This is a genomic window from uncultured Caulobacter sp., from assembly GCF_947036865.1.
GTDB lineage: Bacteria > Pseudomonadota > Alphaproteobacteria > Caulobacterales > Caulobacteraceae > Caulobacter.
Genome location: NZ_CAMQSF010000009.1, coordinates 37,250 through 64,231, shown reverse-complemented (window position 1 = coordinate 64,231; position 26,982 = coordinate 37,250). Strand labels below are relative to the sequence as shown.

Below are 26,982 nucleotides of genomic sequence, written 5' to 3'. Positions count from 1 at the left end.
GTCACAAATCTTCGACTTTTTTTTCGCGAGCCCGCTTACCCGCCTCGCAGCACGATGGCGCCGCCGGTCTGGCTGACCTTGCCGTTGAAGGTGGTCGCGGCGGCCTCGGCGAAGCCTTCCGGATCATTGGTGCGGAACCATCCGACGAACCGCTGGTCGGCCAGGCGCGGGTCAGCGATCCTGATCTTGCGGTCGTTGTAGCGGTTGAACTCGGCCGCGGCCTCGGCCAGGGTCTGGCCGTCCAGCACGATCTGGCCCTCCCGCCAGGCCAATTGGCGCGCGAGATCGGCGTCGGCGCTCGGCGGCGCCAGGACGCCGACGTCATTGGCGGCGAACACCCGCTCGCCGGCGCTCACGCGTCGCGGCGGAGCGCCGCCGTCCTGGGTCCAGACCTCGACCACGCCCTCGGTGACCAGCACGTCGCTGCCGCCCTCGCGCTTGCGCACCGAGAAGGCGGTGCCGACCGCGCGCACCCGCACCGGGCCACTCTCGACCACGAAGGGCCGACCAGGATCCTTGGCGACGGCGAACCAGGCCTCGCCGCGCTCCAGCTTCACGGCCCGCATCCGAGGCCGCAGGGCGATCTCGACCTCGGAGTCGGTGTTGATCGCCGCGACCGAGCCGTCGGCCATCGGCACGCGGCGGATCTCGCCCAAGGCGGTCCCGTAGCGGCGAGCCAGCAGGCCCGGCGCCACGACGGCGGCCGCCACGCCGGCCGCCAGCGCGCCGAACCCGGCGAGCAGACCCCGTCGGCGGAGCGGCGGCGTCCGTCGCCGCGCCGCCTCGCCGTCGACCGCCAGCACGCTGGCGCGATCGAGATGGCTCCAGGCGGCCTCGGCGCGGGCATAGGCGCCGACGCGCCGCCGGTCGCCGCTCAGCCAAGCCTCCAGCTCGGCGCGGAGATCGGCGTCCTGGCCGTCGCGGTCGACGCGCACCACCCATCGGGCGGCGGCCGCCTCGATGTCAGCGGCGCTTTCGCGTTCGACCATCGGTCCTCTCTCCGGTTCCGGGCGCGCGCGAGCGCGCGTCCTGTTCGCTCATCGCCGCGAGGATGGCGCGTAGTCCCCTCACCGCCTCGTTCTCGACCACGTGCTCGGTAACCCCGAGCCTGCGGGCGATCTCCCGTTGGGACACGCCCTCGATCTTGCGCAGCTCGAAGATCCTGCGGCAGCGATCCGGCAGCGCGGCGATCAGGCCGCGCACCCGCTCCAGCTCGCGACGGCCCGAAACGATGCGCTCGGCCGACGGATCTTCCAGCGCCAGATCCAGCGCCTCGATCTCGCTGACCGTTTCGATCCGGACCACCCGGGCCCGGCGGATCTGCTCCAGGGCGACGCTGCGCGCGGCCTGGAAAAAGTACCCGCGCGGCTCGGTGATGTGCTCGATGCTAGCGAGGGCGGCCAAGCGGCAATAGGTCTCCTGAATGATGTCGTCGACGTCGCCGGCGGCGGCGAACGAGCGGCGAAGCCAAGCGCGCACGGACGCTTCGTGGGGCAGGATCTCCCGCCCCAGCCACGCCACCATGCGCGCGCGTCCTTCCGACACCGTTCCTCCCGCTTGGGGTTTTCTTGGTCTTACACGAAGCGATGCGCGGCCGAGCAAATTCCGTCAGGGGAAATTCACGGCGCGCGCCTGGGTCCGCTAACGGCGGAGTGAGAACCCGACCTGGACGACACGCGGCGCGGCGTAGCTGGTGACGCCGTCCGCCGTCTGGGCGACGGCCAGTCTGGCGTCGAGCGCGTTTTCCGCCGCCAGATAGAGCTCGCGGCCCGGCGACAAGGCCCAGCCAAGCCGAAGGTCAAGGCTGGTTCCGGCCTTGAGGACCCGCTGGTTCAGGTCGTCCTCGTACCGCTTGCTTTCGTAGCGCAGGTCGGCGTCGAGACTCAGGCGGTCCATCGGTCTCCAGCGCGCGCCGCTGGTCAGGGTAAGGGCCGGCGCCTGGGCGGGACGCTTGCCGGTGAGTTGGGCGGCGGCCGCTCCGCCATCGACCCGCGCGCGCGTCGCCGACACCGCCGCGCGGACCGTCCAGGCCGGCGAGAGCTCGGCGGCCACGTCGCCTTCCAGACCGTAGGCGTTGATCGCCCCGGCGTTCCGACGCTGGCGCAGCACGCCGCCAGCCGGAATGACGCCCGCGATCGGAAAGGTCCCCGGACCGATGCCGATGGTGACATTGGTGATGGGGTCCTCGACCCGGTTGTAGAAGACGCCCAGGTTCCAGCGCGTGGCGCCCTCGCCGGCCAGCCCGGTCTCGACGCCGTACAGTCTTTCGGGCCGGAGCGCGCCATTGGCCTCGGTGCCGTCGTTGCCCACCCGGAACGGCCGGTGAAGCTCGTTCAGGCTCGGCGGCCGGAAGCCGGCATAGGCGGCCGCGCGCCACCAGGTCGGGCCCGCGAGGCGCTGGCGCAAGCCGACGCGGGCCGTCGGCGTCGCGCCCGAGGCCTCGGCGGGCGGCGCGTCGAGCGTCAGCGCGCCCGTGGCGGCGTCGCGCTCGCGTCGGACCCCGCCATAGGATCGCCAGCCGTCCAGGCGCGCGCCGATCGCCAGCGAGAAGTCGGGCCGGGCATAGGCGCCCTCGGCATAGGCCCCGCCGACCAGCGTCCGCCCCCCGGCCGTGCGTTGGCGGGTAAAGGCCCCGTTCAGGTAGCGGAAACGCTCATGCGTCCGCCCTTCCGCCGCGCGGACATCGCCGCCCAGCTCCCACGACCAGTCGCCGGTCCTGGCCTGCCACGCGGCGTTTAGGCCATAGCCGCTGGCGGGGGTCGAATATTGGTCGTTGGCGGGCGTAGTGGCGCTCCGGCCGGCCGCCACCGCGACGGAGGTTTTCTCCAGGTCGCTGGTCCGCGCCCAGGCCTGAGCGCGCCAGTGGTCGGTGGCCACGGTGACGGCCAGCGAGGTCCCGACCGCGTTCGATTTCGCGCCGAACAGGCCCGCGCCGCGGATTTCCTGGTAGGCCCCAAGGCGCGCGGCCCAGCGCGCGCCGCCGACGCGGCCTTGAATCCGGGCGGCGATCGCGCCGTCCGCCAGGGTCGTGGGCGTATCGGCCGCGCCGGCCGCCGCGCCGCGCGCCGGGCGATAGCCGTCGGTTCGCGAGCCGCTGGCGGTGAGCAGCAGGTGGTCGGTCCCGAACGTCCCGGCGCCGCGCCAGCTGTCGCGCTGGCCGCCTTGCACGGAGAGGCTGGTCAGGCCGCCGCCCGCCGCCCTCTCGCGCAGCGCCACCACGCCGGTCAGGGCCCCCGCGCCATAAGGTCCGGCCCCCGCGCCGCGCACGATCGTCGCGCCCGACAAACCCTCTCCTGGCAGAGCGGTCCAGATGACCCAGCCGCCGAACGGATCGTTCTGCGGCGCGCCGTCCAGCGTGACCAGCGCGCGCCCGGCGCCCGAGGGCGCGACGCCGCGCAGCGACAAGCCCTGGATGGTGGGATTGGCCGCGTCGCTGCCGGTGCGACGGAACAGGGAAACCCCCGGCGTGGTCTTCAGGACATCGTCGAGCCGCGCCGCCGCGCCGAGTCGGGCGGCGTCGTAGGCGGCGGTGGAGAAGGCCTCCTGCCCCGCCAACGGCGGCAACCGAGGCGCCTCGACGACAATGGCCGCGACGTAAGGCGCGGTGACGGGGGACTGCGGGGCGTCAAGCATATCGTTTCGCGCGGGGAGGACAGGCGATGATCGCCGCTCGCCGTTCGGCGGCGCGCGTCACGCCATCGCACGGGCCGCGCCTTGTTTCAAACGGCGACTGGCCGCCGGCCCGGTCAGGGACGCCGGAGAGCCGAAGAAGCGAATTTTCCATCCAAGCCCGCGCCGCGACGATCAACCGAGGTCAAGCGCGCGGCCGGACCGGAAGATCCAACACACGACCGCGAAGATCCCGAAGGGACGCTCCGTCACTCCCACTCGATCGTGCCGGGCGGCTTGGAGGTCACGTCGTAGACCACGCGGTTGACGCCCCGCACCTCGTTGATGATGCGCGTGGCGGTCTTGCCGAGCACGGCCCAGGGGAACTCGAAGAAGTCGGCGGTCATGCCGTCGGTCGAGGTCACGGCGCGCAGGGCCAGGACGTTCTCGTAGGTGCGGGCGTCGCCCATCACCCCGACCGTCTTCACGGGCAGCAGCACGGCGAAGGCCTGCCAGATCTGGTCATAGAGGCCGGCGTTGCGGATTTCTTCCAGATAGATGGCGTCGGCGTCCTGCAGCACCTTGACCTTCTCGGGCGTGATCTCGCCGGGGATGCGGATGGCCAGGCCAGGGCCCGGGAACGGGTGGCGGCCGACGAAGGCCGGCGCCAGGCCCAGTTCGACGCCCAGGGCGCGGACCTCGTCCTTGAAGAGCTCGCGCAGCGGCTCGACCAGCTTCAGCTTCATGTAGTCCGGCAGGCCGCCGACATTGTGGTGGCTCTTGATCACCGCCGAGGGGCCGCCGCGCGCCGAGACGCTTTCCACAACGTCGGGATAGAGCGTGCCCTGGGCCAGGAACTCCGCGCCGTCGATCTTGGCGGCCTCCTTGTCGAAGACGTCGATGAACAGGCGGCCGATCGTCTTGCGCTTGGTCTCGGGGTCGGTGACGCCGGCCAGCTCGCCCAGGAACAGCTCACCGGCGTCCACATGGACCAGCGGGATGTTGTAGTGGTCGCGGAACAGGGTGACCACTTGGTCGGCCTCGTTCTTGCGCAGCAGGCCCGTGTCGACGAACACGCAGGTCAGCTGGTCGCCGATCGCCTCGTGGATCAGCACGGCGGCCACCGAGCTGTCGACCCCGCCCGACAGGCCGCAGATCACCTTGCCCGAGCCGACCTGGTCTCGGATCTTCTGGATCATCTCCTGACGGAAGACGGCCATGGTCCAGTCGCCCTTCAGCCCGGCGATGTTGAACAGGAAGTTCCGGTACATCCTGGCCCCGTTGACGGTGTGGTACACCTCGGGGTGGAACTGCAGGGCGTAGATCTTCTTGTCGTCATTGGCGATGGCGGCGAACGGCGCGCCGGTCGAGGTGGCGATGACCTCGAAACCCTCCGGGATCGCCGTGACGCGGTCGCCGTGGCTCATCCAGACGGTTTCCAGCTCGCCGACGCCGGCGAGGCCCTGGAACAGCGGGCTGACCTTGCCGACGGTCAGCTCGGCGCGGCCGAACTCGCCGGCGTGGCCGCCCTCGACCTTGCCGCCCAGGACGTCGCACAGCAGCTGCTGGCCGTAGCAGATGGCCAGCATCGGCAGGCCCAGATCGAACAGCTTGCGGCCGATGCGGGGGCTGTCGGCCTCGAGCACGCTGGCCGGGCCGCCCGACAGGATGATGGCGGCGGGCTGATAGTCGTCGACGATCGCCTCGGCCTTGTCGAACGGATGGATCTCGCAATAGACGCCGGCCTCGCGCACCCGACGCGCGATCAGCTGGGTCACCTGGCTGCCGAAGTCGACGATCAGGACGCGCTGGTGGTGGGGTTCGGGGGTCATCGGCAAGGCTCCAGCGGTCGGGCGTTCAAGGTCAGGGCGTATACGAGGCGCGCTCCAGCACGGCGGCGAAGAAGCCGTCCGTTCCGGCGCGATAAGGGGTCAGGCGCAGATAGCCTTCCGGGGTGACGTGGTCGACGCCCGGCAAGCTGATCGGTCTGGCGGTGAATTCGGGGTGGCGTTCGAGGAAGCCGGCGACGCGATCCTCGTTCTCCTCGGTCAGCAGCGAGCAGGTGACATAGATCATCCGGCCGCCGGCCTTCACGAAGGTCGCGGCGTCCTCCAGCACGCTGTCCTGCTCGATCTGGCGCTTGGCCAGCTGGTCGGGCGACAGGCGCCATTTCGCGTCGGGGTGGCGACGCCAGGTGCCCGAGCCGGTGCAGGGCGCGTCGACGAAGACGACGTCGATCTTGCCTTCCAGGCCCTTGAGCGGCGTGGCCTCGATCGGCGAGCGGATCTGCAGGTTGCGGACCCCTGCCCTCTGCCCGCGCCGGATCGTATCGGCCAAACGCCGCGCATCGCTGTCGTGGGCGAAGATCTGGCCGGTATTGCCCATGGCCGCCGCCAGGGCCAGCGTCTTGCCGCCGCCGCCGGCGCAGAAGTCCAGCACCTGCTTGCCCTTGACCTCGCCCGCCACGGCCGCGGCGATCTGCGAGCCGAGGTCCTGCACCTCGAACCAGCCCTTGGAGAAGGCGGGCACCGCTTCCACGGACGGCGTGCGGTCGGCCGCGTCGGGCGCGGGGATTCGGAAGGCGTTGGGCAGAACGCCCGTCGGCGCGGCGTGGATCGGCGCCAGGGCCTTGGCGGCGCGCTCGGCGTCGGTCTTCAGCGTGTTGACCCGCAGGTCTACGGGCGCGCGCTCGGACAACGCCCGCATCTCGACGGCCTGGTCGGCGCCCAAGGCGCGGGCCAGAGGCTTCTCCAGCCAGTCGGGATAGTCGCCGGCCACCGGCGCGGGCGCGTCGTCGAGACTGACCGGGCCAGCCAGGCGCTCGCGCTCGACATCGGTCAGCGCGCCAAAGCCGTGCTCCTCGGAGGCGGCCTCGGCGATCCGGTCCGGCGTCCAGCGCCAGACGAAGCCCAGGACGCCCAGCATGACGCCGCGCGGACTGGGATCGCCCATCATCCAGCCCAGGGAACGCTTACGGCGTAGGGCGTCCAGGACCAGGCCGGAGACGAAGGCGCGGTCCTTGGAGCCGGCGTAGCGCGCCGTCTCGCCCCAGCGCTTCAGCGCCATCTTGGCCGGAAAATGCCGCGTCTCGATCTCGGTCAGAACCTCGATCGCCGCCGAAACCCGCCCGCCATCGCGCATCAGACCACCAGGGCCGCGAGCAGCATCAGGATCCCGGCCATGGAGGCGACCCAGACCAGGCTACGCAGGTAGGGCACGCCGAAGGCGTAGAGAGGGATATAGATCGCGCGCGCGACGACGTAGAGCGCCGCGCCATAGGCTGTCAGGTCGCCCAGCCGTCCGCCCAGATAGTCGACGGCCACCAGGGCCGCGAAGAACGGGAAGGTCTCGCGGAAATTGGCGAAGGCGCGTTCGAGCCGGCCGGCCACGCCCGTCAGGACGATGGCCTCGTCGCGCGGACCGGCGTTCCATTTCAAGCCGCGCTGCGGCTGGGCGGCCGCGGCCGCCCAGACCAGGTGGACGATCCCGATCAGGACCGCCGCCGCCACCATCTGCAGCTCGAACGCCATCCGCATCGGCTAGACCGCGCTCGGATAGTTCGGCGCCTCGCGCGTGATCATCACGTCGTGGACGTGGCTCTCGCGCAGGCCAGCGCCCGTGATGCGCACGAACTTGGCGCGCTTTTGCAGTTCAGGGATGGTCGCGGCCCCGACATAGCCCATGGCCGCGCGCAAGCCGCCGACCAGCTGGTGCAGCACCGGCGAGATCGGGCCCTTGAACGGGGTCTGGCCCTCGATGCCTTCCGGCACGAGCTTGAAGCTGTCGGTCACTTCCTTCTGGAAGTAGCGGTCGGCCGAACCGCGGGCCATGGCCCCCACCGAGCCCATGCCGCGATAGCTCTTGTACGAGCGGCCCTGGTACAGGAACACCTCGCCGGGCGCCTCTTCGGTGCCGGCGAACATCGAGCCCATCATGGCCGTGGAGGCCCCGGCGGCGATGGCCTTGGCCAGGTCGCCCGAATACTTGATGCCGCCGTCGGCGATCACCGGCGTGCCGCTCTCCTTGGCGGCGCGGACGGCCTCCATGATGGCGGTCAGCTGCGGCACGCCCACGCCCGCGACGATGCGGGTGGTGCAGATCGAGCCCGGCCCGATGCCCACCTTCACCGCGTCGGCGCCGGCGTCGATCAGGGCGCGGGCGGCGTCGTAGGTGGCGATGTTGCCGGCCACGATCTGGACGCGGTTGGCCTCGCGCTTCAGCCGGGAGACGGCGGCGGCGACTTGGCTGGAATGGCCGTGGGCGGTGTCGATCACGACCACGTCCACGCCGGCGTCCACCAGGCTCATCGAGCGCTCGAAGCCGGCGTCGCCGACCGTCGAGGCCGCGCCGACCAGCAGGCGGCCCTTGTCGTCCTTGGCCGCCAGCGGGTGGGCCTGGGCCTTCTCGATGTCCTTGACCGTGATCAGACCGACGGCGCGATAGGCCTCGTCGACGACGATCAGCCGCTCGATCTTGTGCTTGCGCAGCAGTTCGCGGGCCTCGGCCTGGTCGACGCCCTCGGGCACGGTGACCAGGTTCTCGCGGGTCATGATCGCCGACGCCGGAACACTGGGATCGCCCTCGAAGCGCATGTCGCGATTGGTGACGATGCCCACGAGCTTGCCCGAGCCGCGCTCGACCACCGGGAAGCCCGAGATCTTGCGGCGGGCCGTGATCTCGCGGATCTCGGCCAGGGTGGTGTCGGGATGGATGGTCAGCGGATTGATGACCATGCCGCTTTCGTACCGCTTGACTTCGCGGACCTGGTCGGCCTGCTCGTCATTGGTCAGGTTGCGGTGCAGGATGCCGAGACCGCCGGCCTGAGCCATGGCGATGGCCAGCCGGCTCTCGGTCACGGTGTCCATGGCGGCGGACACCAGGGGAATGTTCAGACTGATTTCACGCGTGAACCGGGTCTCGGTCGTCACCTGGGTCGGCATGACGTCAGACGGGCCGGGTTCGAGCAAAACGTCGTCGAAGGTGAGCCCTTCGCGAATCTCCATCGGAGTCTCCATTTTGCGGCGCGGATATAGCCGCGAGGCCGGCGGTTGTCGACCCGCTGGAGATGAGAATTTGGAGAGGCGTTTCGCGGCGGCGGCGTCGAACGACGCCTGCTTGCCGCAGCGACGCCAATAATAGATATTGACGAAGAGGAGAATGCCGATGGCCATCAGTGTCGATCTGGGCGTGCAACTGGAGGCCGCAGTCAACGATCTGATCGACAAAGGCCGCTATGGCTCCAAGAGCGAGGTGCTGCGCGAGGGGGTGCGGCTGGTGCAGGAGCGCGAAGCCAAGCTAGCGGCGTTCCATGCGGCGATCGAGGCCGGCTTAGCGGATGCGGACGCTGGACGGACCGTCTCGTTGGAAGACGCCTTCGCCGAGGTCGAGACACGACTCGATGCACGTCTGGCTCAGCCCGCCGGTTTCGCGGAGGAATGAGGACTCGGTTCACGGCGGTCGCTCTTCGCGATCTCAAGGCGATCGCGGACTGGATCGCGGCGGATCGACCGAATGCCGCTAGAAAGATCGTCGGCGGACTCCGAGAAGCGTGCGAGGCCCTGGCCGATCGCCCTTATGCCTTTGCCCGTCTCGACGGGTATGAAGCGCGAGGTGTCCGCCGAGCGCCCTACAGTCGGTACGTCATCTGCTACAGGGTCGAGGAACACGACGTCCTGATACTTCGCGTGTTCGACGGCGCGCGGGACATACCCTCGTTACTCTAGGCCATCCGCCCCGAGACGCCGCCGCCCCTTCTGACTCTCTAGACCGGCTTGGCGCCCGGCGTGCCGCACTTGGCGAACTTGCCCTTGGCGTCCTTGCACTTGGTCGGCTTGGCGGCGGCCGCCGGCGGGCACTTGATGAACTTACCCTTGGCGTCGCGGCAGGGCGCGGCGGCGAACGCGGCGCTGGCGCTCGACAGAGCCACGGCCAAGGCGACGGCGATGCTCAGGGACTTCGACATGGTTGGGCTTCCTCCTCGCGCGAGAAATGCGCGTTTCAGACGCTCGGGCCGTCGAAGAGTCTTGGCAAGAGAAAGAAATGTAAATTTCCGTTTTGGATCAACGCCTTGTAATTGTCCAAAGGCGTGCCGGCAACCCAAGCGGCAGCGCGCCGCCTAGTCGGTGATCGCCGAGAGGCCGAGCCGCCCCAGTTTGGAGACCACCGCCACGCCGTCGCCCGCCCGGATCACATCGTCCGGCTTGGGCGCCTCGATCACGTCGCCGTCGACGCGATCGATGCGGACGACCAGAAGCCCCCCGCCCCGGCGTTCGAACTCGCCGACCGTCATCCGGCGGGCCTGGAACGAGGCGGGCGCCGTGACCACGCTGAAGTCCAGGCCGAGCGCCGCCAGACGCTCTTCGCGGGTGCTCGTCTCGGTGCGGGCCTCGCGCAGATAGCCGGCCATGCGGGGGTAGAGGATGATTTCGGCGATGCGCTCGGCCCCGATGTGCGCGGGCATCACGACCTTGTCCGCGCCGGCCTGCAGCAGCTTGCGCTCGGTGGTCGGCCGCTCGCCGCGCGCGATGATCTCGATGGTCGGGTTGAGACTGCGCGCCGACAGGGTGATGAAGACATTGGCCGCGTCGTCGGGAAGGACGGTCGCCAGCACCTTGGCCCGCTTGACGTGCATGGCGCGCAGGACGTCCTCGTCGGTGGCGTCCGCGTGGCGGCAGAGATAGCCGAGATCCCGCGCCTCCTGACAGCGCCCCTCGTCGCGCTCGACGATGACGAAGGTCTCGCCCGCAGCTGAAAGTTCGCTGGCCAGCATCAGGCCGATGCGGCCGAAGCCGCAGATGATGACGTGACCGTCCAGCTTGTCGATGTCGCGTTCCACGCGCTTTCCGAAGAATTGTTCCAGTTGCGTTTGGGTCAGGGCTTGCACCAGCGCGCCGGTGACGATGATGACGCCCGTGCACCCGAACACCATCGTGGCCATGGTCACCACGTGCAAGTAGGTGGTGTCGATGGGCCTGACTTCGCCGTACCCGACGGTGAAGATGGTCAGGGTGACCATGTAGAGCGCGTCTTCGAACGGCCAGCCGGCCCGCATGTAGGCCAGGACCGCGCACGCGGCGACCGCGAACACGAAGGCCACGGCCGCGGCCAGATTGCGGAACGGCCGCGCGATCAGCTCGCCGATCACGCCGTCCCGCCCCCTCACCGCCCCTTGAACCCCGTCGCGACCAGGAAGACCTCCGAGCTGTCCTGGCGGCTGGCCTTGGGCTTGAAGTGCTGGACCTTGTCGAAGTGGCGCTTGAGCTTGCCGATCACCTCGGCCGTCTCGCCGCCCTGGAAGGCCTTGGCGACGAACGCGCCGCCGGGCTTGAGGACGTCGATCGCGAACTCGGCCGCGATCTCGATCAGGCCGACGATGCGCAGGTGATCGGTCTCGCGATGGCCGACGGTGTTGGGCGCCATGTCGGACATCACCAGATCCGGCTCGCCGCCCAACAGTTCCAGCAGCTTGTCGGGGGCGCCGTCGGCGGTGAAGTCCATTTCCAGGATGTGCGCCGGCGCCACCGGGTCGACCGGCAGCAGGTCGATGCCGGCCAGGGTCGTCACGCCGCGCTCGACGGCGATCTGCAGCCAGCCGCCCGGCGCGCAGCCCAGGTCGATGACCTTCGCGCCCTTCCGGAAGAACCGAAACTTGTCGTCGATCTCGCTGATCTTGAAGGCCGCTCGGCTGCGATAGCCCAGCGCCCGGGCCTTGGCCGAGAACGGATCGTTGATCTGCCGCTCCAGCCAGGCCTGCTGGCTGGGCGTGCGGCCATAGGCGGTCTTCAGGCGCGCCGGCTTGCCGCGCCCGCCCTCGTTGCCGCCGGTGGGCGGCTTGACCATGCGGCGGCGGGGAGGATCTTCGCTCATGCGGCTGCCGTTCTGCTGGGTGCGCCGCCGCGACGGCGTCGACGCGGACGCTTCTGCTGGTCGGACATCAGGGACATCAGAAGCCCCTCTCTAAGCCCTCGATCGGCGACGCGCACGCGCGAACAGGGCCAGAGCTCCTGAACCGCCTGCAGGATCGCCGCGCCGGCCAGGACGAGGTCGGCGCGATCGGCGCCGATGCACGGCTCCTTGGCCCGCTCCGCCGCGGTCAGGCCCAGCAGCCGGTCGGCGGCGGCGTCGCAGTCCTTGCGATCCATCCAGAGGCCGTCGACGACGTTGCGGTCGTAACGCGGCAGGCCCAGGTGCAGCCCCGCCAGGCTGGTGATCGCCCCCGAGGTGCCGACCAGATGCGCCCTGCCCTCGGCGAAGATGCGCCGCATCGGCTCGGCGTGCGGGAAGGCCTCGATCCGCGCCTTGACGTCGTCGACCATGGCCCTGAACCAACCCTCGTCGGCGCGCTCGCCTTCCGGAAAACGCTCGGCCAGGGTGACGACCCCGACCGGGATCGACAGCCAGGCCTTGATCGGCAGCTTCCAGGCGGCGAACTGCCGGGGTTTGGCGTCGAGGCCCCCGCCCTTGAGGTCGACCCAGGACAGCTCGGTCGAGCCGCCGCCGACATCGACCACCAGGGCCGCGTCCTGCTGGCGATCGAACAGGCTCATGCAGCCGGCCACCGACAGCTGGGCCTCCTCCTTGGGGCTGATGATCTGCAGCTTCAGCCCCGTCTCTTCCTGGACGCGCTTGACGAAGGCGGCTCCGTTGGCGGCGCCGCGACAGGCCTGGGTCGCCACGGCCTTGACCCGCAGCGCCTTGCGGCGGCGGATCTTCTCGGCGCAGACCTTCAGCGCGGCCAGCGACCGATCCATGGCCGCCTCGGACAGCTGACCGGTCTGCGACAGGCCCTCGCCCAGGCGCACGATGCGGGAATAGGCCTCGACGACGCGGAAGCCGCGCGGCGTGGGCGTGGCCACCAGCAGGCGGCAGTTGTTGGTGCCCAGGTCGAGCGCCGCGTAGCACGCGACGGAGTCGTCCTGAGACCGCCGGCGCCGACCTTGTGGCGCGCCGGGCGCGCGCGGCGCCTCCGACATGGTCTCGATACCTGTCTCGCAGACCGCGCGACGGGTTGCGCGGCCTCATTTCGAGTCGACCATATCATGTCGCTCGCCTCTCGGAAGGCGCCGCCTTGTCTTCCGCGTTCTGAGTTCTACGTTCAGCTTTCAGTCAGGTCGGCTCTGCTAGTTTGGGCGCCATGAACTCGAGACTCGCCAAGTTCGCGATCGGCCAGGTCGTCCGGCACCGCATCTTCCCCTTCCGGGGCGTGGTGTTCGACGTCGACCCGGTGTTCGCCAATACCGAGGAGTGGTGGCAGTCCATCCCCGAGGACATCCGGCCGCGTAAGGACCAGCCCTTCTATCACCTGCTGGCCGAGAACGAGGACAACAGCTACGTCGCCTATGTGTCCGAGCAGAACCTGCTGCCCGACGACAGCGGCGAGCCCGTGGGGCACCCGCAGACCTCGGTGATCTTCGAGTCGTTCAATCACGGCCAATACAAGCTTCGCCCGCGGATCTCGCACTAGGCGCAAGCCCGCGGGCTATCGCCGCGCGGGCCTAGGCCAAGGCTGTTGATCGATGAGCGGCCGTCTTGGCGGGCTCCCCCTTCAGGCCGAACAGGATCCGAACGCCGGGAACGCGGCGCGCGATCTCATAGGTCGCGAAGCAGCCGGCGAAGGTCGCCACGACCAGGATCGCGCCCTCCAGCCCCTGCGGCAAGCCAAGCTTGGCCAGATGGTAGGCCATGACGACGATCAGGGTCTGGTGCACGAGATAGAACGGGAAGACGCCCAAGGTCAGGTAGCGAAGGACCGGTCCGCCCCGCGTCAGATGCCTGGCGCCGAAGCCCAGGATGGCGACGATGGCGCACCAGGTGTCGGTCGCGAACACGAAGCGCATCACGAGCTTCAGCGCCGGCGACGGGACGGGCGTGTCGTGGCGATAGGTCCAGACATAGATCGCCCAGCCCGCCCAGGCCGCGACCGCCGCGATCAAGGCGGGCCAGCGGACGGCGGTCAGGCGGTCGCGCAGCGCCTCGGACTTGGCGAGCCCGAACCCCAGCAGGAAGGCGCTGAACGATACCGCGTGGACGTAGTGGTCCCCGATCAGGGCGTGGGTCTCGCCGAATCTCGGATAGAGCGTCGCGCGCAGGAAGCCCAGGAACACGATCGGCCAGACGAGCAGTCCAGCGCCCCGAAGCAGCCCTTCGGCGGCGCGCTGGATCGCCTGGCCGGCCGTTTTCCAGACCAGAAGCAGCAGCGCCAGAACGACCGTGTAGAACAGCAGATAGGCGACGAACCACATGTGGTTCCAGGTCGGCGTGACCAGGCAATGGCCATCGAGGCCGCACCAGTGGCCCGAGCCGGTGACATAGCGGAGCCAGAAGTGGTCGACCGACAGGCCGCTGTTCGGGTGCAGCGCGATGTACTCGACCACCTGGTAGTAGGACTGCGGCGGCACGACCACGAGCATGGCGAAGACCAGCGGCGGCGCCAGCCGCGCGACGCGGGCCCGCGTCAGCGCCCCGACGGTCGCCTTGTCGGCCATGAACCGCGTCGCCGCGCCCGAAACCAGGAACAGCAGGGTCAGCCGCCAGGGATTGGTCAGCAGCATGAAGGGCATCAGCCCCTCGACGATATGCGGCGACTTCACGTGCCAATCCCAGGGCACGTAGAACATTCCGGTGTGATAAAGGATCAGCAGGAAGAACGCGCCGACCCGAATCCAGTCGAGGTCGTAACGGCGGTCGAGCGGTGGGGCGGGCGTGGTCATCGGGGAATGTCCGGCGTGAAAGACGATGCCAGAGACCTGCCCAAGGACCGCGCCCGAGGCCAAGCGCTCGGGGATCAGCGGTCGCTGGCCGGGACAAGCGGAACATGGGCCGGGACGAGCGGCGGTCTTTTCGGGATGACCGGCGAGGCGCGGCTTTGGCTCAAGCGGGCCTGGCTGCTGGGCGTGACCCTGGTGTCGGCGATCGCCGTGGTCAACATCCTGACGATCCAGCACGACGCGCCGCGCCTCGGCCTGATCCGGCCCGCGATCTGGGAGATCAGCAGCGCGCTGGTCACCTTCTGCATCTTCTCGATCCCGGGAGCGATGGCGCTCTGGATGATCCGGGCCCGACCGACCTGGCGGCTCGCGGTTCCGGGCCACGCGGCGGCGATGCTGCTCTACTCGATCCTGCACGTGGCAGGCTTCGTCGCGCTGCGGCGGCTGGCTCATGGCGTGCTGCTGCGCGAGGCCTACCATTTCGGGCCGCTGGCGACGGAGTTCCCCTACGAATTCCGCAAGGACATGCTGAGCTACGGCATCGCCTCGATCATCTTCTGGCTGGCCCTGCGGCGCGGCGCCCAGCGGCCGGCCGAGGTCGCAGCCGCCGCCTCGCCCGCCACCTTCGACATCCTGGACGGCGCGCGTCTGGTCCGCGTCCCCGTCGCCGACATCCTGGCCGTGCGTTCGGCGGGGAACTATGTCGAGTTCCTGCTGGCCGACGGCCGCCGCCCCCTGATGCGCTCATCGCTGAGCGCGACGCTCGAGGGTTTGAGCCGCGAGGGTTTCGTCCGGACGCACAAGTCCTGGCTGGTCAACATGGCGCGCGTGACCGGCCTGAAGCCGGAAGGCTCGGGCGACTATTCGGTGGAGTTGGGCGCGGTCGAGGTCCCGCTGTCGCGCCGCTTCCCGGAGGCCCTGGCGGCGCTCCGCGCCTAGAGCAGCATCCCCATCAGAATGTCGTCCTCGAAGCGGCCATCGGGATAGAGTCCGCGCCTGGGCTGCCGCCCCTCATGCTGAAAGCCCAGGCGCTCGTAGAGGCGGATGGCGTCCAGATTGCCCGCCCCGGCCGCCAGCTCGATCCGCAGGATAGGCGGCGTCATGCTCCGCGCCTCGGCGATCAGGGCCTTGAACAGGCGTGAGCCGATGCCTTGACCTTGGGAGTCCGGCCGCACCGCCACGGTCACCCCGCCCAGGACGTGGGAGAAGATCGCGATATGCTCCCGGCGCGCATGGATTTCGCCGCGGATCGCTCCGTCGGCGTCGACGGCGACCAGGCAGACCCCGCCAGGCGCGTCGACGACACCGCGGACATAGGTCTCGGTGATCTCCTCGGGCGTCCGCGCCAGGCCGACCGGCTGGACCGCCGCGGCCTTGTGGACGGCCATGATCCCGGCGACGTCGTCGAGACTGGCCTGGCGGATCGTGACGCTCATGACGCCCTCTGGAACGGGTAGAAGTCGCCGCCAAGGTCGAGGAGCTGGGCCAGTTCGTCCAGCGCCTCGCGGCTCTCGATCAAAAGGTTCGGATCGGCGAGGTCCGACGGCGCCAGTCGGTCGCGATAACGGCGCGTGACCCAGTCGACCAGCGTCGCATGCAGGCCGGGGGTGAAGCGCTGGGCCGCGTTCGTCGCCGCCAGTTCGTCCTCGGTCAGCACCACCCGCAGCCTCAGGCAGGCCGGCCCGCCGCCATTGCGCATGCTCTGGCGGACATCGACATAGTCGACGCGACCGATCGGCCCGTTCGAACTGGCCAGACCCTCGGCGACGGCGAAGGCGCGCGGGTTGTCCCGCGTCTCGGCCGGCGCCAGCAAAACGAGGCGGTCCTCGCCCGGGACGACCAGCAGCTGCGAGTTGAACAGATAGCTGGCCACCAGATCGGCCATCGGCAGGTCGGCTTCGGCGATCTCGACGAAGACGGGCTCGAACAGCCCTTGCGCCGCCGCCCGGACCTCGCGCTCCATCGCGGCGCGGTCCTCGAAGGCGCGTTCGTGGAAGAACAGGCACTCCCGCGTGCCGACGCAGACCACGTCGTTGTGGAAGGCCCCGCCCTCGATCGCCGCCCTCGCCTGCCGGGGGAACACCGCCCGCGCCGCGCCGTGCCGACGTTGGATCGCCTCGAAGGCCTCGCGGGTCTGGCGCGCGGGGAACCTGCCGTCCCAATGGCCCCAGGCCTCGCGCCCCCAGACGAACAGGTTCACCCCCGGCGCCCCGTGCTCGGCGCAGAGCCGGACATGGTTGGCCGCGCCCTCGTCGGCGAAGTGCGGCTGGGCAGGCAGCGGATCATGCACCGCGAAGCGGGCCTCATCCGGGAACAGGCGACGCAGGGCGCGGGCGGTCTGCGGCCCCTCCAGGCTGCGGTGCAGGTTGGTCAGCAAGTTGGCCGGGGTGAAGTGGACGCGGCCGTCCTCGGCGTCCGCGCTGGGGGTCACGGTCGCGGCGTTGGCGGCCCACATCGGCGAGGCCGAGCAGGCGGCGGCGGCCAGGGCCGGGGCGACCTTCCAGGCCTGTTCCAGCACCGTCGCATCCGTGCCGAAAAAACCGAGAGTCTTCAGAAGGCTTACCGCCGGACGCTCATGCGGCGGCAGAACGAACTGAGGGATGCCCAGATCGGCCAGCCGGCGCATCTTGGCCAGCCCTTCCAGCGCCGCCGCGCGGGGGTTGGAGACCTCGCCGGCGTTGCGCGTGCTGGCCAGGTTGCCGGGCGCCAGGCCGACATAGCTGTGGGTTGGCCCGACCAGGCCGTCGCAATTGGCCTCGACCGCCGAGGTCATCCGCGCAGCCCCTTGATATCCTTTAGGGTGTCGACGACGGCCGGCGCCTCGAAGCTGGCGATCGGATAGGCGCAATAGTCGGCGGCGTAATAGGCGCTGGGCCGGTGATTGCCCGAGGCCCCCAGGCCGCCGAACGGCATCGAGCCCGCCGCGCCGGTGGTCGGCCGGTTCCAGTTGACGACGCCCGCGCGGATCAGGTTCAGGAACCGCTCCCAGAGCGTTGAATCCTCGGAGATAAGCCCCGCCGACAAACCATAGCGCGTGGCGTTCGCGGCCGTCAGGGCCTCGTCGAAACTGGCGACGCGGCGCACCTGCAGCCACGGCGCGAACAGCTCCTCGTCCGGCGTGTCGACGCCGGTGACGTCGACCATGCCGGGCGTGACGAAGGCCTCGCCGAGACCCTCGACCGGCCCCAGCGCGCGGATGCGCTCGCCGCCCAGGGTGTCGGCCACGGCGCGGGCGGTTTGGGCGGCGCGGACCGAGATCAGCGGTCCCATGAACGGCTCGACCTCGCCGTTCCAAGGCCCGATTGTCAGCCGGTCCATCAACACGGCCGTAGCCTCGATCACGGCGCGGCCGCTGGCGTCGTCGGGCACGATCAGGCGTCGCGCGCACGAGCAGCGCTGGCCGGTGGTGATGAAGGCCGACTGGACGACCAGGGCGGCGGCGGCCTCGGCGTCGCCGACGTCCCACACGACCAGCGGATTGTTGCCGCCCAGCTCCAGGGCCAGGATCACGTCGGGCCGATCGGCGAAATGGCGGCGGAAGAAGGCCCCAGCCGCCGCCGAGCCGGTGAACAGCAGGCCGTCGATCTCCTGATTGATCAAAGCCTGGCCCGTCTCGCGACCGCCCTGGACGAGGTTGACCACCCCGGCCGGAACCCCGGCCGCCTCCAGGGCCTCGACCATCAGCTGCCCCGCCAGCGGGGTCTCTTCCGAGGGCTTGAACACCACGGTGTCGCCGGCCAGCAGGGCCGGCACGATGTGGCCGTTGGGCAGGTGCCCCGGGAAGTTGAACGGCCCCAGCACCGCCATCACCCCGTGGGCCCGGTGCCGCAGCACCGCACGGCCGAACGGCATGGGATTGTCGGTGACGCCGGTGCGCTCGTCATAGGCCTTGATCGACAGATCGACCTTGCCGGCCATGGAGCCGAGCTCGGCCTTGGTCTCCCACAAGGCCTTGCCGGTCTCGCGGCTCAGGGCCTCGGCGAAAGCGGCGGTCCGCTCGACCAGAACCTCTTTGTAGCGGCGCAGGATCGCGATCCGCGCCTCGCGCGGCTGGTCGGCCCAGGCGGGGAAGGCGCGGCGGGCGGCCGCCACGGCCTCGGCGACGTCGGCCTCGCTGGCCGTCGCCTCGCGCCAGACGACCTCGCCGCTGGCCGGATCGGTGGAGACCCGTTCAGGGCCGCGCCCCGCGCGCCATTGGCCGTCGATGAACACGCCGCTCATGCCTTCACCCGCACCATTTCACCTTCGCGGACGCCCAGCGCGTCCATCGCCGCGCGATCCAGGATCGCCGTCTCGCCGTCGATCAGCACCGGCGCGCGGATCGCCCGGAACCGCGCCACCTCGCTGGTCGAGATCAGCGCCTCCTCGCCGAACGCGTCCTCGCCCGCCCTGATCCGCAAGCGCTTGGAGTCGCGCACCGTGCGGATGTCGTCGCGCGGGCAGGCCACGGTCGGGCCCGCGTCGAACAGATCGACCAGCCCCTGGTAGCGGAAGCCCTCGCGCTCCAGCATGGCCCGCGCCGCCTCGCCGTCGCGATGGACGCGGCCGATCACCTCGCGCGCCTCGTCGGGCAACAGCTCGGTATAGATCGGATGGCGCGGCGCCAGATCCAGGATGAACTGGCCGTCCGTCGAGGCGCTCATCAGGTCCGCCTGGTCGAACTCGAGGCGGAAGAACTTGTGCGACACGTGCTCCCAGAACGGACAGCGACCGTCGTCGTCAAACCAGCCGCGCAACTCGGCCAGCACCATCTCGGCGAAGCGCTGCGGCTCGATGCCGATCAGCATGTAGCGCGACTGGGCCAGCAGCCGCCCCGCCCCGCCCTTGCGCTTCTCGGGCCGCAGGAACAGCGAGCCGACCTCCGACCAACCGGCGCATTCATTGACCAGCACCAGCGCCTTGTGATCGAAGCGCATCGCCAGGGTCGGCGACGACTGGGCCAGGGTCACCACGCGGAACGAGAAGAACGGGCGCTTCAGGCCAACCCCGGCCTTGACCCCGGCGACGCCCTCGATCGAGCCGGTCTCCAGGTCCTCCAGCATCAGGGTGTACCAGGCCTCGGGCGGCGCGACGCCGGCCTGGAAGCTGGCTTCGGAGAGAGCCAGCCGGGCTCGCAAGGTCGGCTCGTCCTCGGGCAGGCTGGTGAAGCCGCGACCGGACAGCACGGCCAGCTCCATCAGGGCGTCGAAATCGGCGGCGCCGGCGGGACGGACGACGAGCATTCAGGGGGTCTCCATGGCCGACCGGATGCCGCGAGCGTCGATCTCGCCGCTGGCCAGCTTCATCAGGATCAGGGTCGACAGCTGTGCGCGCTCGACGAAGCTTTCGGGCCAGGCGTGTTCGGCCTCGCTGTGGATGTCGCCGCCGCGCACGCCCAGGGTGTCGACATTGGGCAGGCCCGAGGCGAACAGGTTGTTGCCCTCGCAGACGCCGCCCGACGGCTTCCAGGCGATGTCCTGGCCCAGCAGCGCGCCGACGTCCCTGACCGCGCCGAACAAGCGTTGCTGCGCGGCGTTGAAGGGCTTGGCCGGACGGGTGATCAGGCCGTGCAGGTGGGCGTGAAGGTCGCCGTCGATCTCGGCGACGATGCGCGCGACTTCCGCCTCGAACCAGGCGGCGGCCCGCGCCTCCGGAAAGCGGACGTTAAAGCGGACGACCGCGACATCCGGCACCATGTTCAGCGGCGCGCCGCCGTCTATGCGCGCGACATTGACGGTGACGCCGTCGCGGCGGCCGTTCAGGGCGTGAAGCTTCTCGGCGATGCGCGCCGCGCCGATCACCGCGTTGCGGCCAGCGGCGAAGTCGCGGCCGGCGTGGGCGGCGCGACCGCGCACGACGATGTGGAAATTGCCCGACCCCTTGCGCGCCGAGGCCAGCGCCCCGTCGGCAAGGGCCGGCTCATAGGTCAGGCCGACATGGCCGTGGCCGGCGAACTGCGCCAAGACCGGGCCGGACGCGATCGAGCCGATCTCCTCGTCGGGCGACAGCAGCACGCGGTAACCGAGCTTGGCGGCGTCGGGATGTCGCTCGAAGGCTTCCAGCGCCGCCAGCATCACCGAGATCCCGCCCTTCATGTCGGCGATCCCGGGCCCGTGCAGCGCGCCGTCCGGCCGGGTGCTGACCGTCTGGAACGCGCTGGTCTCGGGATAGACCGTGTCGTAGTGGCCGGTCAGCACGACCTGCGTCGGCGCCTCCGGACGCACGATGACGGCCAGGGCGGGCGGGTGATGGAACTCGGTCTCGAGGCCGTCGGGCGTGATCTCGCGCGACGGCGACAGAGGGATCTCGACGGGCGCGGACGGCAGGCTCTCGGCCGCCTCCAGCAGGAGCCGCCTTTGCCGCTCGAGCCCCGCCAAGTGGCGGCTGCCGGAGTTGACCGCGCACCACGCCACGGCCCGGTCGATGATCCGCCCGCCCTCGCCCGCGATCCAGTCCAGAACCGCGCGATCCTTCGAATCGAGACGCATGAAAGACCTGTCCTCCCTCAGTCACGATAACCAAGGGCCGCGGGTAATTCGTGCTCACCTCCCGAGAGGTAACCGGTCGCCCGCGCAACAGCCTTGCGAGAGCTCGCCCATTTCGAATGAAATTCGAAATGGATCAGCGAGCCCGTTCTTCGCTAACCCGCGACAGCCGTCAAAGCCGGTGTCCACTCCCGGCTATCGCGTGACCTCAATAGTCCTTTCGCCACCGGACGGAAAGCTTCGCGTCGTTCTGGCCGCCGATGCGGGAGACCAGCGACAGGGTTCGGCGAATCCGCCACTCGACCTGCGCCGCAGGTCCCTCGCGCCCGCCGCCGATGATCTCGACATAGACGTCGTCGGTCACGTACTTGCCGCCCGCCACGGTCATGCCCGTGGCGCTCTCGGCGAAGGCCAGGCGATCCAGGCGCGCGAAGCTTCTCAGGTTGCCGATCACGTCGAAGCCGCCCCCGCCCGCCAGCGCCGCCAGGGCCGAGGCCAGTTGCGCCGCCTCGATCGGCGTCAGCTGCGCGGCCGAGGCCCCGAACAGCACCTGGCTCAGCACCTCGTCGCTGGGCAGTTCCGGTTTGGAGGTCAAGGTGATCTCCGGCTTGGCCGCCGTGCCCTGGATCTTGACCACCGCGGTCAGAGCCGTGTCCTGCCGCGTCGCCGACAGGTCGAGGCGGATATGGTCGAGCTGGGTCGAGAGGTACACGACGCCGTCGTCATCGAACGCGAAGCGCTTGCCGGCGAAGTCGTACTCGCCGCGCACCACGCGGGCGACGCCGCTCAGGGTCGGCGCTAGCGACGTCCCGCCGACATGGGCGTTCATCGACAGCTCGACGTCGAGGCCTCGTCCCCGGACGAAGACGCGGCGCGGCGCCTTCAGATCGAGGTCCAGGATCATGCCGCCCGTCGGCGCGCGGCGCTGCAGGCCCTGATCCAGGTCCGGGGGACGGTTGCGCTCCACCACCTCCATCGCCACCACGCCGGCCGGGGTCTTGGTCTGGGCCGACACGTCGGCGCGGTCGAGGGTCACGGCGCCGGTCAGCTTGATCTTGCCGTCCGACGATCGGTTCACCGCGGCCTGGCCCGTCGCGACGGCCGAGGCGAGGTCGTTGTCGATCAGCCGGAAGCTCTTCATGTCGAGCTTGAAGTTGCCGACGCCGTCGCGGGCCAGGCTGATCCGGCCGGCGCCGGAGATGGAGCCGCCTTGCCCGTCCTCGCCGATCGCCTGGCTGACGTCGATGGCGTTGTCGGCCAGGGCCGCGCGCAGCGTCACGTTGCGCAGACGAAAGCCGGTCTGACCGTCGTCGAACCCGCCGCTGTCGAGCGTCGCCGAGCCGATCAGGCGCGGGTCGGCCAGGGTGCCGCCCAGGCTGGCGCGCAGGTTGATCCGTCCCGAAAGCGAGCGATCCGCGCCCATCAGCAGGTTCCACAGCGGCTTGATCTCGCCCTGGGCGAGGAACGTCCCCTGCACGCCGCGCTTGGTATTGATCATCAGGCTCAGCGGCTGGGCCGACGCCTCGACCGGCAGGACCAGATTGGCCTCGGCCTTCAGGCCCTGGCGGTTGTCGCCGTCGGCGACGATGGTCAGCTGGGTGTCGGTCAGTTCGCCGTGGACCTTGGCGTCCAGCCCCTGGTCCGCCTTCGCGCCCCGCTCGCGCGCGTTGGCCAGGCGCATGGTGAAGTCGCCCGCCAGCTTGTCGCCCTGGCCCCGCAGATTGAAGTCGCCGTCGATGTCGCCGTCTAGGTCGGGATCGAAGGCGGTCAGGGCGACGCCCGCCAGCCGCGCCTTCAGCATGGCCGCCGCGCCCCCGAGGTCGGCGTCGACATCGGCGGTCCCGCGGTCGATCGCCAGGCGTAGGCGGGTCTGGGTCGGGCCGTCGCCGAAGCGGATCTTGGCCGCCTCGCGCGTCTTGATCTCGGTGCGGCCCATGCGGCCGTTGGCGTTCAGGCTCAGGTCGTAGATCTTGCCGACCTGGGCCAGTTCGCCGTTCCCGTCCAGCCGCCAGCGCCCGCCCGGCGCCTCGCCGCGCGCGTCGATCGACAGCGGCAGCCGGGCCAGGGGGCCGTCGGCCTTGATCCGCGCCGCGCGCAACTTCCAGCCGCCGCTGGCCACGTCCTCGGCCGTCAAGTCCAGCGTCGCGGTCGCGCCGCCGCCGCCGGGCGCGTCGACCAAGCGCGCGGAGCCCTTCACCCGTCCCTGCGGCAGGAAGGCGCCCGGCCCGACCGACACGTTCAGGTCGGCCGTCGCCGGCAGACCGTCGCGCAGGCTCATCGCCCCCTGCGCCTTAGCCCCGCCGGCGTCGACGTCCAGCCCACTGAGCTCGATTCCGCCCGGCGAGAACCGGAAGGCCGTATGCCCGCGCGCGGCGCCGTAGGCGCTGCTCGCGGTCAGGGTCGCGGAACCGTCGGTGGCGTTCGGCCCCCGCGCGAAGGTCAGGGCCAAGCGCGCCTTGGTCAGGGGCAGTCGCGGCAGATCGATGGAGTCGAGGTCGGCGTTCAGTTCGACCTTCGGCGCCGACAGCGCCCCGCCCACATGGCCGTCGCCCGCCGCCTTGCCGGTGACCTCGACCGGACCCGCCCGGAACGGCCCCGACGCCGTCCAGTCCAGCTTGAAATCGAGACCCAGCCCCTGCGCCACCAGGCGCCCGGCGGACTTCAGATCGGCCGCCGCGCCGTTCAGTTGCGCCTCGGCGACGGTCAGAACGCCGTCGTTCCAGCTGGCCTTGCCCGTCAGGCGCGGCGTCGCGCCCAGCAGGCGGTCGATCTCGGCGTAGCCCGTGCCGAAACCGGCGCCTCGGGCGTCGACGGTGAAGCTCCAGGGGCGATCGGCGAAGCTGGACGCGGTCCAGCGGGCGGTCACCGAGCCCTTCGCGCCCGGGCGCACCGGACCCATGCTCGCGACCTTCATCTCGCCGTCGAAGGACAGGCCGCCCAGCGGGCCGCGCTCGCCCTTGCCGGTGACGATCAGGTTCGGCGCATCGATGCGCGCGGCCTTGATCAGGAAGCGCCCGCCCTTGACGCGCTCGCCCTCGAAGGTCGCCTTGGGACCAGGGCCGAGCAGCGCCAACAGGCCCGTCCCGCCGCCGCCGGCGCCGCTCGCCGCGGCCTTGATCGAGAGATCGCCCTTGGCCCAGCGCACCTCGGCCGGCCCCTTGGCGCGCTTGAGGCGGTAGCCCAGCAGCTCCAGGTCGGCGACGTCGACGTCACCCACGAGAGAGAACCCGCCAGGCTCGAGCCGGAAGACGCCGTTGGCTTGGCCTTGCCCCATCTGGGGGATGCTGACGATGCGCTTGAGGGCGCCCACCCGGGCGGTGAAGGCCAGCCCGTCCGGTCCGGTGCGGCGCTTGGCCAGGTCGGCGAGGCCATGGCCTTGCAGCGACAGGTTCTGCGCCTGGATATCGAGGTTCAGAGCCGAGAGCCCGTCCCGGGTCGCCTTCTTGCCGTCGAGCGTGAAGGTCGCCTCCGGCCCGAACATCCTGGCGAGGGTCTGGGTCAGGGACGAGGCTTGCAGATCGAGGCGGCCGCGCGCCGATCCGCCCTCTGGCGTCCAGGCTCCGTTCGCCCGCAGCGGCGTCTGGTCGCCCGTGCGCGCGATCAGGTCGAAGGCCGCGCGGCTGGTCGTGCCGTCGGCCTTGGCCTTGAGGTCGAACGGGCGGTTGGCGGACAGGCCCAGCGCGCCGGCGATGGCGCCGCCGTCGGCCTCGGTGGCGTCGGCGTTCAGGTGCAGCGTGTCGCTGCGGCCCAGGTCGAAGTCGAGGGTCAGGTGATCGCCGACGTGCAGGCGCGAGGCGACCGAAAGCTTGCCCTTCTGCCCGCCCAGCCGCGCCATGTCATAGGCGCCCGAGACATCGAAGTCCCCGTCCTTGCCGCTGAAATCGGGCCGCGTGATCAGGCGCAGGTCGAAGGCGTCGAGCGCCACCGAGACCGGGGCCGGACCGGAATCCGGCCCCTTGGGCGTCAGGGTCGGTCGATGCAGGACGATGACGTCGCGGGCGCTGACCCGCTCGGCGTGGAACCGGCGTCCGAACAGCTCGGTGGGCCGCCAGGCGACACGCACGTCATGCGCCTCCAGCCACACGCCCCGCTCGTCCGAGATCGTCAGGCGACGAACGCCGAAGTCCTTCCAGATGTCGCCCGACAGGCCCTCGATCCGCAGCCTGCCGATCCGGCCCAGCTTTAGACCGGAGGCCTGGGCTTCCAGGAACAGGCGCCCCTGCGGCGTGATCGGCGCCAGGCGCAGGCCGCCGGCCGTGACGATCAGCAGCGCCGCCAGAATCGCCGAGGCGATCAGCAGCACGCCGCCCCAGCCCAGCTTCTTGGCGGCCTTGACGGCGGTCTCGCCCGCGGCCTCGGCGGCGTGGGCGACCGACTCGCTCAGGTCGGGCTTGTCGTGCTCGCCGCTCAAAAGCTTTGCCCGATGCTGAGATAGATCTGGAAGGCGGGATCGCCCTTGCGGCGGCCCAGCGGCACGGCGACGTCGGCGCGGATGGGGCCAAAGCCGAGGTCGTAGCGGATCCCCAGCCCGGCCCCGGCCCGGAAGTCCTCGCGCTGCGGCGTGTTGTGCGTGCCGATCGCCCCCGCGTCGACGAAAGCCACGCCGCTCCAGTGCTGCGTGACCTTCTGGCGGAGCTCCAGCGAGGTCTCGACGACCGAGATCCCGCCCTGGGGCGTATTGTCGGTCAGACGCGGGCCGATGGCCTGATAGGCGTAGCCGCGCACCGACCCGCCGCCGCCGGCGTAGAACCGCCGCGAGGCCGGCACGTCCTGGATGCCGCCGCCCAGGATCGCGCCGATCTTCAGGCGCGTCGCCACCACCGTGCTCGCGCCCCGGCCAAGCGGAATATAGGCCGAGCCCTGGGTGGTCAGCTTCAGATAGGGAACGGTGGTGTCGCCCACCACGTAGGTCGGCTCGCCCCGCGCCTCCAGCCGCCAGCCGCGTTTCGGGTCGAGGATGCTGTCCGAAAAGTCCCAGGCATAGGCCCCCAGCCCCGCCACCGTGACGAGGTTGAGCTTCCGCCCGGCGACGAGACCGCCGCGATTGACCTGTTCCTTGGTCTGAGACACGTCCACCGTCACGCCGAAGGTGCGGTAGGCCGTCGTCTGCCGGCGCTTGGTGAGGTCGACGCCGATCCGGGCGCCGGTTTCGTTATAGGCGTCGGTATCGTTGCGGAAGATCGCGGTGTTCAGCTTCAAGGTCTGCTGAGGCCGACGCCAGTGTGGCAAGGCGACTTCGGCGCCGACGCTTTGCTCCAGCTTGGCGAAGCGGAGCGCATAGGTCCAGGTGTCGGCGCGCTTGAGGCGGTTGTAGCGGATCCACTTGGCGTCGACGCCGGCCCCCTCGCTGGTCGAATAGCCGGCGCCCAGTTCCAAGGTCCGGGCCTTGCGGTCGGCCAGGGTGACGACCACCGGCCGGTAGCCCTCTCGCGTGGCGCTGTCCTTGCCGGCCAGCGACACCGCGATCGAATCATAGACGCTGGTGTCGCGCAGGCGGCGTTCCAGCTCGGCAACGTCCTCGGGATCGTAGACGTCGCCCACCACCCACGGCGCCAGGCGGCCGACCCAGGCGGGATTGGTCCGCCCCTTTGTCACGACCTCGATCCCGCCCAGATGCACCAGCTCGCCGGCGGCGATCTTGAAGGATGGGCGGACGGTGTGATCGGCGTGATCGACCACGACCTCGCGCGGTTCGGCCGCGGCGTCGGCATAGCCGAGCTTGGCGACCTGGGCGACGATCCGGCCCTCCGCGCCGACCACGTCGGCGGCGCGGCCGGGCTCCCCCTCTGCCAGGTGCATGGCGGTGGCCGCGCGCTGGCGGGTGCCCTCGTCCGGCGGCTCGCCAGACCAGTCGATGCGCGGATCGGCCAGCACGAACAGCGGCCCCGGCGTGATCTTGACCACGGCGCGCGGCGGCTCGCCGTCCAGAACGTCCGGCTCGACGGCGTAGGCATAGTAGCCCTCGGCCCGCAGGACGGCGATGGCGTCCTCGCCGGCCTGGCGCGCGCGACGGCGCGCCTCGGCCCGGCTGAGCGCGGCGGACTTGGAGAGGGTCATGGCGCGCTGGATGGCGTCGCGAAGAGCCCGGTCCTCCACGCCTTGGATCTGGGCCATCGGCTCGTCCGCGAACGCGACCGACGCCGTGAGCCAAGTCGCCGCCGTGAGCGCTAGGGACGTCCGCCCAAAAGCCAAGTCTCGTTCCT

The 26,982-nt window shown here is 70.4% G+C and carries 23 protein-coding genes; 4 read left to right on the top strand and 19 right to left on the bottom strand.

Features of this window, described 5'->3' with window-relative positions; genetic code table 11:
• Positions 1-35: 35 nt before the first annotated feature.
• The 7 genes from Q0V34_RS08030 to guaB form a co-directional block, all read right to left on the bottom strand.
• A complete protein-coding gene (locus Q0V34_RS08030) occupies positions 36-989 on the bottom strand; it encodes a FecR family protein (RefSeq protein ID WP_297510318.1) in 954 nt (317 codons plus the stop codon).
• Complete coding sequence (locus tag Q0V34_RS08025) at positions 964-1,545, bottom strand: RNA polymerase sigma factor (RefSeq protein WP_297510316.1); 582 nt, start codon at positions 1,543-1,545, stop codon at positions 964-966. The genes Q0V34_RS08030 and Q0V34_RS08025 overlap by 26 nt, the downstream gene beginning before the upstream one ends.
• A gap of 96 nt (positions 1,546-1,641) precedes the next feature.
• Positions 1,642-3,633 (bottom strand): TonB-dependent receptor, encoded by a 1,992-nt coding sequence (locus Q0V34_RS08020; RefSeq protein WP_297510313.1) that lies wholly within the window; start codon positions 3,631-3,633, stop codon positions 1,642-1,644.
• A 245-nt stretch (positions 3,634-3,878) separates the two neighbouring features.
• Positions 3,879-5,441, bottom strand: a complete 1,563-nt coding sequence (guaA, locus tag Q0V34_RS08015) for a glutamine-hydrolyzing GMP synthase (RefSeq protein ID WP_297510310.1) — start codon at positions 5,439-5,441, stop codon at positions 3,879-3,881.
• A gap of 31 nt (positions 5,442-5,472) precedes the next feature.
• Positions 5,473-6,750 carry an RsmB/NOP family class I SAM-dependent RNA methyltransferase gene (locus Q0V34_RS08010; protein ID WP_297510307.1) on the bottom strand — a complete coding sequence of 426 codons (1,278 nt, stop codon included), beginning with the start codon at positions 6,748-6,750 and terminating at the stop codon, positions 5,473-5,475.
• Positions 6,750-7,145 (bottom strand): MAPEG family protein, encoded by a 396-nt coding sequence (locus tag Q0V34_RS08005; RefSeq protein ID WP_297510304.1) that lies wholly within the window; start codon positions 7,143-7,145, stop codon positions 6,750-6,752. Before Q0V34_RS08005 ends, Q0V34_RS08010 begins: the two co-directional genes overlap by 1 nt.
• A 3-nt stretch (positions 7,146-7,148) precedes the next feature.
• Complete coding sequence (guaB, locus tag Q0V34_RS08000; protein ID WP_297510302.1) at positions 7,149-8,612, bottom strand: IMP dehydrogenase; 1,464 nt, start codon at positions 8,610-8,612, stop codon at positions 7,149-7,151.
• Positions 8,613-8,772: 160 nt separating this feature from the next.
• Between guaB and Q0V34_RS07995 the strand changes: the two genes are divergently transcribed.
• Positions 8,773-9,048 (top strand): type II toxin-antitoxin system ParD family antitoxin, encoded by a 276-nt coding sequence (locus tag Q0V34_RS07995; RefSeq protein WP_297510300.1) that lies wholly within the window; start codon positions 8,773-8,775, stop codon positions 9,046-9,048.
• A complete protein-coding gene (locus Q0V34_RS20805) occupies positions 9,045-9,332 on the top strand; it encodes a type II toxin-antitoxin system RelE/ParE family toxin (RefSeq protein ID WP_367272047.1) in 288 nt (95 codons plus the stop codon). The genes Q0V34_RS07995 and Q0V34_RS20805 overlap by 4 nt, the downstream gene beginning before the upstream one ends.
• A gap of 38 nt (positions 9,333-9,370) precedes the next feature.
• Here Q0V34_RS20805 and Q0V34_RS07990 read toward each other — a convergent pair whose 3' ends face one another.
• From Q0V34_RS07990 to Q0V34_RS07975, 4 genes are all read right to left on the bottom strand, one after another.
• A complete protein-coding gene (locus Q0V34_RS07990; RefSeq protein ID WP_297510298.1) occupies positions 9,371-9,571 on the bottom strand; it encodes a hypothetical protein in 201 nt (66 codons plus the stop codon).
• A gap of 153 nt (positions 9,572-9,724) precedes the next feature.
• The gene (locus Q0V34_RS07985; protein ID WP_297510296.1) at positions 9,725-10,771 is read right to left on the bottom strand and encodes a TrkA family potassium uptake protein; all 1,047 of its coding nucleotides are present in this window, start codon (positions 10,769-10,771) and stop codon (positions 9,725-9,727) included.
• Entirely contained in the window at positions 10,768-11,475 is a 708-nt protein-coding gene (locus Q0V34_RS07980; protein ID WP_297510294.1) for an RlmE family RNA methyltransferase, read from the bottom strand. The genes Q0V34_RS07985 and Q0V34_RS07980 overlap by 4 nt, the downstream gene beginning before the upstream one ends.
• Entirely contained in the window at positions 11,472-12,581 is a 1,110-nt protein-coding gene (locus tag Q0V34_RS07975; protein ID WP_297510292.1) for a Ppx/GppA phosphatase family protein, read from the bottom strand. Before Q0V34_RS07975 ends, Q0V34_RS07980 begins: the two co-directional genes overlap by 4 nt.
• Before the next feature lie 161 nt (positions 12,582-12,742).
• Between Q0V34_RS07975 and hspQ the strand changes: the two genes are divergently transcribed.
• Positions 12,743-13,072: a heat shock protein HspQ gene (gene hspQ, locus Q0V34_RS07970; RefSeq protein WP_297510290.1), complete on the top strand. Its 330-nt coding sequence runs from the start codon at positions 12,743-12,745 to the stop codon at positions 13,070-13,072.
• A 31-nt stretch (positions 13,073-13,103) separates the two neighbouring features.
• On the opposite strand, the gene Q0V34_RS07965 is transcribed toward hspQ, so the two are convergent.
• A complete protein-coding gene (locus tag Q0V34_RS07965; RefSeq protein WP_297510288.1) occupies positions 13,104-14,318 on the bottom strand; it encodes an acyltransferase family protein in 1,215 nt (404 codons plus the stop codon).
• A gap of 6 nt (positions 14,319-14,324) precedes the next feature.
• Here Q0V34_RS07965 and Q0V34_RS07960 point away from each other — a divergent pair, with 6 nt between their 5' ends.
• Positions 14,325-15,254 (top strand): LytTR family DNA-binding domain-containing protein, encoded by a 930-nt coding sequence (locus Q0V34_RS07960; protein WP_297510285.1) that lies wholly within the window; start codon positions 14,325-14,327, stop codon positions 15,252-15,254.
• Here the strand turns inward: Q0V34_RS07960 and Q0V34_RS07955 are convergent.
• From Q0V34_RS07955 to Q0V34_RS07925, 7 genes are all read right to left on the bottom strand, one after another.
• Positions 15,251-15,751, bottom strand: coding sequence for a GNAT family N-acetyltransferase (locus Q0V34_RS07955; RefSeq protein ID WP_297510283.1), 501 nt, complete (start codon positions 15,749-15,751; stop codon positions 15,251-15,253). The genes Q0V34_RS07960 and Q0V34_RS07955 overlap by 4 nt on opposite strands.
• Entirely contained in the window at positions 15,748-17,088 is a 1,341-nt protein-coding gene (gene astB, locus Q0V34_RS07950; protein ID WP_297510281.1) for an N-succinylarginine dihydrolase, read from the bottom strand. The genes Q0V34_RS07955 and astB overlap by 4 nt, the downstream gene beginning before the upstream one ends.
• Positions 17,085-18,536 carry a succinylglutamate-semialdehyde dehydrogenase gene (astD, locus tag Q0V34_RS07945; protein WP_297510279.1) on the bottom strand — a complete coding sequence of 484 codons (1,452 nt, stop codon included), beginning with the start codon at positions 18,534-18,536 and terminating at the stop codon, positions 17,085-17,087. Before astD ends, astB begins: the two co-directional genes overlap by 4 nt.
• The gene (locus Q0V34_RS07940; protein WP_297510277.1) at positions 18,533-19,537 is read right to left on the bottom strand and encodes an arginine N-succinyltransferase; all 1,005 of its coding nucleotides are present in this window, start codon (positions 19,535-19,537) and stop codon (positions 18,533-18,535) included. Before Q0V34_RS07940 ends, astD begins: the two co-directional genes overlap by 4 nt.
• The gene (locus Q0V34_RS07935) at positions 19,538-20,782 is read right to left on the bottom strand and encodes a hydrolase (RefSeq protein WP_297510275.1); all 1,245 of its coding nucleotides are present in this window, start codon (positions 20,780-20,782) and stop codon (positions 19,538-19,540) included.
• 205 nt (positions 20,783-20,987) lie between these two features.
• Positions 20,988-25,163 carry a translocation/assembly module TamB domain-containing protein gene (locus Q0V34_RS07930; protein ID WP_297510447.1) on the bottom strand — a complete coding sequence of 1,392 codons (4,176 nt, stop codon included), beginning with the start codon at positions 25,161-25,163 and terminating at the stop codon, positions 20,988-20,990.
• A 23-nt stretch (positions 25,164-25,186) separates the two neighbouring features.
• Positions 25,187-26,971 carry an autotransporter assembly complex family protein gene (locus tag Q0V34_RS07925; protein WP_297510273.1) on the bottom strand — a complete coding sequence of 595 codons (1,785 nt, stop codon included), beginning with the start codon at positions 26,969-26,971 and terminating at the stop codon, positions 25,187-25,189.
• Positions 26,972-26,982: the final 11 nt, after the last annotated feature.

Coding starts and splice junctions, on each gene's coding strand:
- Q0V34_RS08030 (WP_297510318.1), bottom strand. CDS start 989: ATGGTCGAACGCGAAAGCGCCGCTGACATCGAGGCGGCCGCCGCCCGA.
- Q0V34_RS08020 (WP_297510313.1), bottom strand. CDS start 3,633: ATGCTTGACGCCCCGCAGTCCCCCGTCACCGCGCCTTACGTCGCGGCC.
- guaA (WP_297510310.1), bottom strand. CDS start 5,441: ATGACCCCCGAACCCCACCACCAGCGCGTCCTGATCGTCGACTTCGGC.
- Q0V34_RS08010 (WP_297510307.1), bottom strand. CDS start 6,750: ATGCGCGATGGCGGGCGGGTTTCGGCGGCGATCGAGGTTCTGACCGAG.
- Q0V34_RS08005 (WP_297510304.1), bottom strand. CDS start 7,145: ATGCGGATGGCGTTCGAGCTGCAGATGGTGGCGGCGGCGGTCCTGATC.
- guaB (WP_297510302.1), bottom strand. CDS start 8,612: ATGGAGATTCGCGAAGGGCTCACCTTCGACGACGTTTTGCTCGAACCC.
- Q0V34_RS07995 (WP_297510300.1), top strand. CDS start 8,773: ATGGCCATCAGTGTCGATCTGGGCGTGCAACTGGAGGCCGCAGTCAAC.
- Q0V34_RS20805 (WP_367272047.1), top strand. CDS start 9,045: ATGAGGACTCGGTTCACGGCGGTCGCTCTTCGCGATCTCAAGGCGATC.
- Q0V34_RS07990 (WP_297510298.1), bottom strand. CDS start 9,571: ATGTCGAAGTCCCTGAGCATCGCCGTCGCCTTGGCCGTGGCTCTGTCG.
- Q0V34_RS07980 (WP_297510294.1), bottom strand. CDS start 11,475: ATGAGCGAAGATCCTCCCCGCCGCCGCATGGTCAAGCCGCCCACCGGC.
- Q0V34_RS07975 (WP_297510292.1), bottom strand. CDS start 12,581: ATGTCGGAGGCGCCGCGCGCGCCCGGCGCGCCACAAGGTCGGCGCCGG.
- hspQ (WP_297510290.1), top strand. CDS start 12,743: ATGAACTCGAGACTCGCCAAGTTCGCGATCGGCCAGGTCGTCCGGCAC.
- Q0V34_RS07965 (WP_297510288.1), bottom strand. CDS start 14,318: ATGACCACGCCCGCCCCACCGCTCGACCGCCGTTACGACCTCGACTGG.
- Q0V34_RS07960 (WP_297510285.1), top strand. CDS start 14,325: ATGTCCGGCGTGAAAGACGATGCCAGAGACCTGCCCAAGGACCGCGCC.
- Q0V34_RS07955 (WP_297510283.1), bottom strand. CDS start 15,751: ATGAGCGTCACGATCCGCCAGGCCAGTCTCGACGACGTCGCCGGGATC.
- astB (WP_297510281.1), bottom strand. CDS start 17,088: ATGACCTCGGCGGTCGAGGCCAATTGCGACGGCCTGGTCGGGCCAACC.
- astD (WP_297510279.1), bottom strand. CDS start 18,536: ATGAGCGGCGTGTTCATCGACGGCCAATGGCGCGCGGGGCGCGGCCCT.
- Q0V34_RS07940 (WP_297510277.1), bottom strand. CDS start 19,537: ATGCTCGTCGTCCGTCCCGCCGGCGCCGCCGATTTCGACGCCCTGATG.
- Q0V34_RS07935 (WP_297510275.1), bottom strand. CDS start 20,782: ATGCGTCTCGATTCGAAGGATCGCGCGGTTCTGGACTGGATCGCGGGC.